At 53.9% G+C, this 6,714-nt stretch carries 10 protein-coding genes; 3 read left to right on the forward strand and 7 right to left on the reverse strand.

Annotated elements, in window-relative coordinates:
* Window positions 1-153 precede the first annotated feature (153 nt).
* A complete protein-coding gene (locus C0V97_RS09860) occupies window positions 154-1,059 on the forward strand; it encodes a hypothetical protein (RefSeq protein WP_127102437.1) in 906 nt (301 codons plus the stop codon).
* A gap of 800 nt (window positions 1,060-1,859) precedes the next feature.
* On the opposite strand, the gene C0V97_RS09865 is transcribed toward C0V97_RS09860, so the two are convergent.
* Window positions 1,860-2,981, reverse strand: coding sequence for a site-specific integrase (locus tag C0V97_RS09865; RefSeq protein WP_127102438.1), 1,122 nt, complete (start codon window positions 2,979-2,981; stop codon window positions 1,860-1,862).
* Between the two features lie 503 nt (window positions 2,982-3,484).
* Between C0V97_RS09865 and C0V97_RS09870 the strand changes: the two genes are divergently transcribed.
* Window positions 3,485-3,985 carry a hypothetical protein gene (locus C0V97_RS09870; RefSeq protein ID WP_127102439.1) on the forward strand — a complete coding sequence of 167 codons (501 nt, stop codon included), beginning with the start codon at window positions 3,485-3,487 and terminating at the stop codon, window positions 3,983-3,985.
* Between the two features lie 174 nt (window positions 3,986-4,159).
* Window positions 4,160-4,516 (forward strand): hypothetical protein, encoded by a 357-nt coding sequence (locus C0V97_RS09875; protein WP_127102440.1) that lies wholly within the window; start codon window positions 4,160-4,162, stop codon window positions 4,514-4,516.
* Window positions 4,517-4,849: 333 nt separating this feature from the next.
* Here C0V97_RS09875 and C0V97_RS09880 read toward each other — a convergent pair whose 3' ends face one another.
* The 6 genes from C0V97_RS09880 to C0V97_RS09905 all read right to left on the reverse strand — a co-directional run.
* On the reverse strand, window positions 4,850-5,056 hold the full coding sequence (locus C0V97_RS09880; protein ID WP_127102441.1) for a hypothetical protein: 207 nt from the start codon (window positions 5,054-5,056) through the stop codon (window positions 4,850-4,852).
* Entirely contained in the window at window positions 5,053-5,286 is a 234-nt protein-coding gene (locus C0V97_RS09885; protein ID WP_127102442.1) for a hypothetical protein, read from the reverse strand. Before C0V97_RS09885 ends, C0V97_RS09880 begins: the two co-directional genes overlap by 4 nt.
* Complete coding sequence (locus C0V97_RS09890; RefSeq protein ID WP_127102443.1) at window positions 5,283-5,573, reverse strand: hypothetical protein; 291 nt, start codon at window positions 5,571-5,573, stop codon at window positions 5,283-5,285. The genes C0V97_RS09885 and C0V97_RS09890 overlap by 4 nt, the downstream gene beginning before the upstream one ends.
* A gap of 57 nt (window positions 5,574-5,630) precedes the next feature.
* The gene (locus C0V97_RS09895) at window positions 5,631-5,861 is read right to left on the reverse strand and encodes a hypothetical protein (RefSeq protein WP_127102444.1); all 231 of its coding nucleotides are present in this window, start codon (window positions 5,859-5,861) and stop codon (window positions 5,631-5,633) included.
* Window positions 5,858-6,349 carry a lysozyme gene (locus tag C0V97_RS09900; protein WP_127102445.1) on the reverse strand — a complete coding sequence of 164 codons (492 nt, stop codon included), beginning with the start codon at window positions 6,347-6,349 and terminating at the stop codon, window positions 5,858-5,860. Before C0V97_RS09900 ends, C0V97_RS09895 begins: the two co-directional genes overlap by 4 nt.
* The coding region (locus tag C0V97_RS09905; protein ID WP_233582090.1) for a hypothetical protein at window positions 6,346-6,714 on the reverse strand (369 nt) is incomplete at its 5' end. The genes C0V97_RS09905 and C0V97_RS09900, both read right to left, overlap by 4 nt.

Genomic DNA, 6,714 nt, shown 5'->3' on the forward strand with positions numbered 1-6,714 from the left:
TGTGACGCCCTCTAAGACGAACAGTTAGGGCAAATCATTATCAGGAAATCCTGCTTCAATCGCTGGGACTCCCTATAAAAAATCTTGACTTACCATCGATACGTTTCGTTATAATAGCGTCACAAAATCATACAGTGTTGCGAGAGAGGTAAAATGTCAGATCCCTCAAATTGGACACCTATCGCGCCCACGGGGCCTTCTGACGATCATCTTCATAAAATGCTCGGTAGCGCAGGTGGTGTTCATGCGCCCAGCAGCGACACGTTTACATCACTCAATATAAGCCGATCATCTGAGTATCCGCAGCTTACCGTAGCTGGACAAGGATCGGACTACAGCGCCGTTGCGAATGGAACATTCGATTACAGTCGCAACGGCCATCTCAAGAATATTGATGCACTGATTTCCACTCAGAACAGATTTTCTCAACTCGTCAGCATCAAAGCAGACGACGAGACTATTAACGTTCCTGGACATCATCGACCATCCCCTACTCCCGACCCGCCGCCAGCTCCTAGCGGCGGTGACTTCACTGGTGGGGGCGGTAATGGCGGCGCGAAAAGTAGTGGAAACACGTCAAGTGGCACATATTGGTCTACAAGAATAAATCTCACAGATCAGCAAAAAGACGCCTTAGAGAAGATATTGAATAAAGGAATTTCTCTTAACCTTCCTAATCAATATCTGTTCGTAGCAGCGGATTTAGCCTTTTCAGAATCATCATTTGATAATACCGCGAAGAATCCTTCCAGCTCCGCCTCCGGTCTGTATCAATATACAAATGGAACTTGGAATACGTATCATAGTAATTTAAATAAATCCAACGAAGATGATCAAATTACAGCTTTATATGAAGACCTGCAAAAATGGCATAACATGTTTGACGGGGCCAATATCAAGAAATCCGATGGTAGTTCAATGACATTTGCGGAATTTGCAGAGATAAAACATCATTACGGAGATTCTGCTGGTGAAAATACCATCCCGTACTCAGGATACAATGTAAAAGACTTCGATAAACAAGCAAATAATTTGGGTTTAGGATTATCTCCCAGATAGTGTTTTCTTGAACAGGTGATGCGATGAGATATATTATATGCGTTTTATTTTTTTCGTTTTGCACAACAGCTTTTGCTAAAGAAACGCAATGCTCTCTCGGACACGCAACATACGAACTAAAAAATCATTCCTTCCAGATCAGATTTATTGAACCTGCAAAAAAAGGGTCACCGTATGCGGATCTGGTAATGCTTTTCCCCAGAACTGCGGGGAAACTTCTTTTCAATGTAGACGCGGGAAACGGTCCAGAAATATCAGCTATTAGTACAATCAATTCTGGATCAAGGAAAAAAGACGTATGGTTTTTCTATATGTTCGACAAAGATTTTTATGCAATAGATGGGGGGCTTGGAATGAATGATGCTGCTCCAGCATATATATTCCTCCCCAATATTCTATCCATGTCTTCATCTATCCGTGATCCAGGGCGAGGCCCTACGAACGGCATTCTAACCCTTGGGACCTGTGATTAAGCGAAGGCTACCGCCAGCCTTGCGATTACCCTCTCAATCTCAGAGAGTTCGTCCGCTTGACCGGGTATACTCCTGCTGCTGTTCCTGAACGGAGGCTGTCACGTTAACTTACGTGAGGTAGAGCATATCAAGATTCAGTCGGCGAGGTCTGCGAAAAGACGAAAGCTGACAACCGACATGAGGGCGGCCGTACCGGCAGACAGACGATCTGCGCCGCATCGAAAGCGTGCCTCTGAAGCACGCTTTTCAGCCCATCCCCCGCCGTTCTCCGCCCATTATACCTACTTCCGATAATCAAAATTATCGGAAGTAGCGGAAAAGAGATGTCTATTCTATAGGCGTTGGCTCATTAGCCTCAATCTTGTCCGCGAGTTCCTGCATGATGGGCTGGTAGTATCGATCGAGCGATTTCAGATCACGATGTCCGGTGACCCGCATCAGATCGAGCGGGTTTGCAAGATAGCGCGCGAGACGCGACGTCGCCTCGTGGCGCAGATCGTGGAAGGTGAGATTGACCAGGCCTGCGCGCTTGGTCATCCGGCCAAAGCGGACGGAGAACGCCTTCTCATTGCCGATATCGAAGATCTTCTCGTACGGTTCAGGCCTGTGCGGCATCTGCTCGAGTTTCTCGACGAGGAGACGCCGTGCAGCGGGTGTCAGGGGGCGCTTCTCGAGACCGAGTTCCTCCCGGTGGCGCTCGCTCTTCACTCTGGCAAGCGATAGCGTGCGACTGCGGAAATCGAAGTCTTTCCAGCAGAGAGAAACGGACTCCGATAAACGACAAGCTTGTTCGATCGACCATTTGACGAGCCATACGTCGTCAGCATGCTCAGAGGCCGAAACAACATCTACCAGGCGGTCATATTCACTCTGGTGGGAGTTGTCATTGTCTAGCATGGCCAGTCGCCTGTTACGCTTTCTGTCAGCACCTTGTGGACGTTTCACAACTCTGCCGGAGGCATGATTGACCGCGTGGATATCCCATTCACTGATCGCGTGCTGGACGATGCTGGCGAGAAGATTGAGCCGCTTGACCACGGTCGCTGGCGCATAGCCATCCGCAAGCATGCGATCACGGAAAGCCCGAACGTCAGCTGGCTGCCATTTGCTCGCCATGACATTGACGACAGGGTCATCAAGCAGGGCAGGGATGTGCCCAGTGCGATCCGCTTGGCGATGGGCCATACATTCGTCGCGATAGCGTTCCACCAATCGTCTGAGAGGTGTCTTGTCGAGGGATGATGTGTCCTTGAACTGGCGTAGATCGACTTCGGCACGTTTTTCAGTGAGCCAGCGACGAGCCAGTGCTGAGGATGCGAAGGTCTTTCTCAGGCGTTTGCCATCGACCATCTTGCGGGCCTGATACTGACCTGCGCCGCGGAACCATACGCCCTTGGGAAGTGGTTTACCTGTGGCTGGATCGATGCCTGATCTTTCTGATTCGCTCATGCGAAGCCCCTGATACCAAAGAGCCATAAATTCCTGATTGGCTCAGGAATGGCTCAAAATCAACACTTTGGTAAATCAGGATTCTGCTCTTTACCCATTGGAACCCGCAGAAAACTGCGGAAAATCAAATGGCGTCCCATAGGGGATTCGAACCCCTGTTGCCGCCGTGAGAGGGCATCGCCAAATAGGCGATTTCAACGCACTAGCTGCAACTGTCCACAACCTTCGACACCCGCGAAAGCTATATCCCACGATGGGTGACGACTCCTTTGTGGTCCATGTGGACCTGAGGATTCGTGTGATCATTTTTCCTGCCGTACGCCAACAGGGGTCTCAAAGAGCGTTTGCGAAAGGCATTCGCGTCAACTGCAACGGACACCATGCCTCCCTTTGGCGATCAGTACTCTGATCGCGCATTGCAAGCCGATGTGTGCCGGATTATGCCATTATCCTCAGGAGGACTATCTGACTCGATGGACCGCCAGACATGCGAGGAACCAAATATGCGTCTTTCCGCTCGGTCTGTGATCGCTGCATCGTCTCTCATTTGTTCAACCTTGATCGACGCAAATGCTGCTTCAGCGGCATGCATCCGAGATGAAGCCCCGACGAGTATTCTAAAATCGATAGGCGAGGCAGCCTATATACTTCAAACTGGTGACAAAAACGAACTTGAACGATTTGCAAGCTCGAGTTTTCAGGCAATTGGAGCAAAAAACAACCCTGCTCAAGGCAAACCGGCTTTCGGGACTTACCTTGGTGACGTGAATAAAAAGCCATTTGTTAAATGCGATATCTATTCACCCATCATAAACGTTTACGGAAATTTCGGCACTGGCACTTTCACACTGATATTAGAAAGAAGCTTACAGACGGCAGCACCTAAGTTTGTCGTCATGTATCCCACGATTATACTGAGTCGTGCATCCGAGGGCGCACCCTGGACTCTCCGCGAATTACATTTTTCTCTGGTTCAAACGGCGAACAAGATCAAAGTAGACTGACTTTCATTGCTTGGAGGTCGGTGGCGCGGATCCCTCTTTGGTGAGAGAGGTCTGACAGCCGGGAAAGACTGGCACCCATCATCGGTGATGGGCAGGGGCGGCTTTCGGGCCGCCCTTTGCTTACGCGGGCGGTTTTAATTGACTCCCGCCCATGTTCGCGTTCTGTTCTTGTTCATGACAGACTTGACCCCAGCCTCCGAAGAAGATGTGACATTTGCCATCCGCATGTCGATCTCGCTCGACTATCGCGGCAAGCCAAGGCGCGTGAACGCGAAGATGACCGGGGCCGAGATGGACGCGCTGGCCCAGAAGATCACCGAGCAGTTGAAGCGCTCGAACATGTGGCCGCATCGGGGCCCAGGAGCGCCCGCGCATCAGGCACCGGATTACTCGGTGGCTTGGCGGAAGGTCGATCCCTCACCCGATGTCTCGATAGGCGGCACGGCGGACAAGCAGGAAGACCCCGTGCAGGATCCAGAGCACCCACACGGCGTGAGCGACACAATCCAAAAGATCGGACATCGTACCTAAATTCTCTGCTGCACTCGTCACCGTTGAGATGCAGCACGTGAGCCCGGCGATTGCCGCGAGGATTAGGTTCTTTGTCATAATTCGCTGTTAAACGCTCGGCATAGACGGTTAAAGCCACGGTAGGACCATTATTGACCTATTAACGATACGATATGAAAACGTATAGTTACCGTAAGTTACCCGTAATGATAGAAAGATTCCGAGGTCAATGATCTTTCACCATGTCGTTATTTTAACGTTACTCGACTCCGTAACTCACGGTAACGAGAGCGGCGCTATGCATAAGCGCGGGCGGTTCGGTTCGCAATCGGTGCTTTTCAAGGCCGAGCCGCCTCACTTCTGACAAGCCCGCACCTGGTCCCGCAGCCCGATATAGTCACCAATCCAGCGCACCGTTTCCGGTCTCGGGCTGGTCTTAATCTCAGCAGCAAGCGCAGCCTGATCGGCCTTGCTGTAAGTCACAAGGGTAGGGCAGGGCACATACTCCACCGACGAACAGGCGGAGAGCGCCAGCAGGGCGCCAAGAGAGAGCCACCTCATGCCGTGCCATCCCCAAGCCGCTGCAACACGGCATCTTCCGTTGCTGGCTTGTCGGCCTGAGCCTGGGCCATGGATTGGGCCTTGAGCGTCGTCGCATCGGCAGAGGTCTTTGCAGCCTCGGACGTGCTGACAGACGCCGCATTCTTCCCCGCCCGGTTGGCGTACCAGATCAGGGCACCGAGAGCCGCGATGATGAACGCCACGGCCCCGGCAATGAGATCAACGGTCACGCGGTCTGTGCCGTCGCGCTGCTCGTGCCCTTGAAGGCGGCAACGAGCGACTTGATGTCGGTGTCGAGCTTGTCGGCATCGTCCTCGATCGCGCTGATCGCATCGAGAATGCCCGACAGATCCTTGTTCGAGTTCTCGAGCGACGGAATGATCAGATCACCAACCTCGCCGATGATGGCTGCGGCCGCCGTCAGCTTGGCCGTGGTGGCGGTGCTGACGGAACTGCCAGCCGCATCGGTGATCAGCTTGACGAGCTTGGTGACGAGCGTGTTCGCGCTGGTGGTCATGGTCTTTTCCTTCTGAATGGTGATGACTGATCCCGGCCCGATTGCCGGTGTCGTCAGTCAGGGCTTGGCGTCGTCGGCGTTGGTGGCGTGCTTGCCGTTCATGCCGATGCTGTTGACGAGCAGGTAAAGGGGGAGCCATTTCGAGCCGTCAGCCGGTCTGGGCCAGAAGCGGGCGATCACGGCGGCCAGGGCCACGACAAAGGTGAGGATCGTCGTCGCGTCACCGGCGAGAGAGGCAGGCAGGAAGGGGAGGACGGTCTCGAAGATCGTCTGCCAGTCGAAGTTCATGCGGATACTCCGGTTGTGGGGATACCGCGCCCGAGGAACACGCCGCTTTCGATCTTGCGGCGGCGCTGAAGCCCCGGCAGAACGACGAGCTGTCCGTTCACCGTGGCCTTGTCCCAGACGAGGAATTGCTGTGCGGCCGAGCTATAGAGGCGCTGGTTCAGGCGGCGCACGAGGGTCGAGCCCTTGGCCGCGTTGGTGCCGACATTGAACTGCCATGAGAGCAAGGCGCCCTCCTGGTAATCCGTCAGCGGGACGGTCACGAACGCGCGCAGCTTCGCTTGCAGGGTCATGACCGTGTTCCGCAGCAAATCTAGGGCCTGCGCCTGGGTGATCGGCTTCGTCGTCGCCGTGACAGGCGTGCCGTCACCGAGGAAGCGATTGCCGTAGCCAATGGTCCAGTAATTAGCCGGGCAGAGATAGGGCTTGAGGCTCAGCCCTTCGAAGTCGTCGCGCGAGATTAGCGCGAGTGCGATGTCGATGCCGGTCATTGCACCCACCCCGCGAAATGAGCGCTCGCGTAACCGAACGCGATGCCCGTTACGACGAGCGCCCATTTCGCCCAACCCCTGAGATCGCCAAGCCTTTCGACCTTGATCGCCACGGCCCCGATCGCACTCAGGGTTGCTTTCTCACGAGCTTCCGCACTGGCCTTGTTCTCGCCGTGCATCTGCATCAGCTTGTCAGACAGCGATCGATGTTCGAGACGGATCTCGACAATTGCCCCCTCGACCGCGCTCAGGCGGCGCCCGTGATCGGCAAGGGTATCGATAGGAACGACATCAGATACGGCGCTCATGTCGCCTCCAATAAAAAAGCCGCCCGGTGAGGGGCGGCGGAATGAGATAAAGGCGGG

The organism is Asaia sp. W19 (assembly GCF_003994335.1).
Classification (GTDB): Bacteria; Pseudomonadota; Alphaproteobacteria; order Acetobacterales; family Acetobacteraceae; genus Asaia.

What these genes read in the sequence shown, in the direction of transcription:
- C0V97_RS09860 (WP_127102437.1), top strand. Translation starts at nt 154, where the DNA reads ATGTCAGATCCCTCAAATTGGACACCTATCGCGCCCACGGGGCCTTCT.
- C0V97_RS09865 (WP_127102438.1), bottom strand. Translation starts at nt 2,981, where the DNA reads ATGAGCGAATCAGAAAGATCAGGCATCGATCCAGCCACAGGTAAACCA.
- C0V97_RS09870 (WP_127102439.1), top strand. Translation starts at nt 3,485, where the DNA reads ATGCGTCTTTCCGCTCGGTCTGTGATCGCTGCATCGTCTCTCATTTGT.
- C0V97_RS09875 (WP_127102440.1), top strand. Translation starts at nt 4,160, where the DNA reads ATGACAGACTTGACCCCAGCCTCCGAAGAAGATGTGACATTTGCCATC.
- C0V97_RS09880 (WP_127102441.1), bottom strand. Translation starts at nt 5,056, where the DNA reads ATGAGGTGGCTCTCTCTTGGCGCCCTGCTGGCGCTCTCCGCCTGTTCG.
- C0V97_RS09890 (WP_127102443.1), bottom strand. Translation starts at nt 5,573, where the DNA reads ATGACCACCAGCGCGAACACGCTCGTCACCAAGCTCGTCAAGCTGATC.
- C0V97_RS09895 (WP_127102444.1), bottom strand. Translation starts at nt 5,861, where the DNA reads ATGAACTTCGACTGGCAGACGATCTTCGAGACCGTCCTCCCCTTCCTG.
- C0V97_RS09900 (WP_127102445.1), bottom strand. Translation starts at nt 6,349, where the DNA reads ATGACCGGCATCGACATCGCACTCGCGCTAATCTCGCGCGACGACTTC.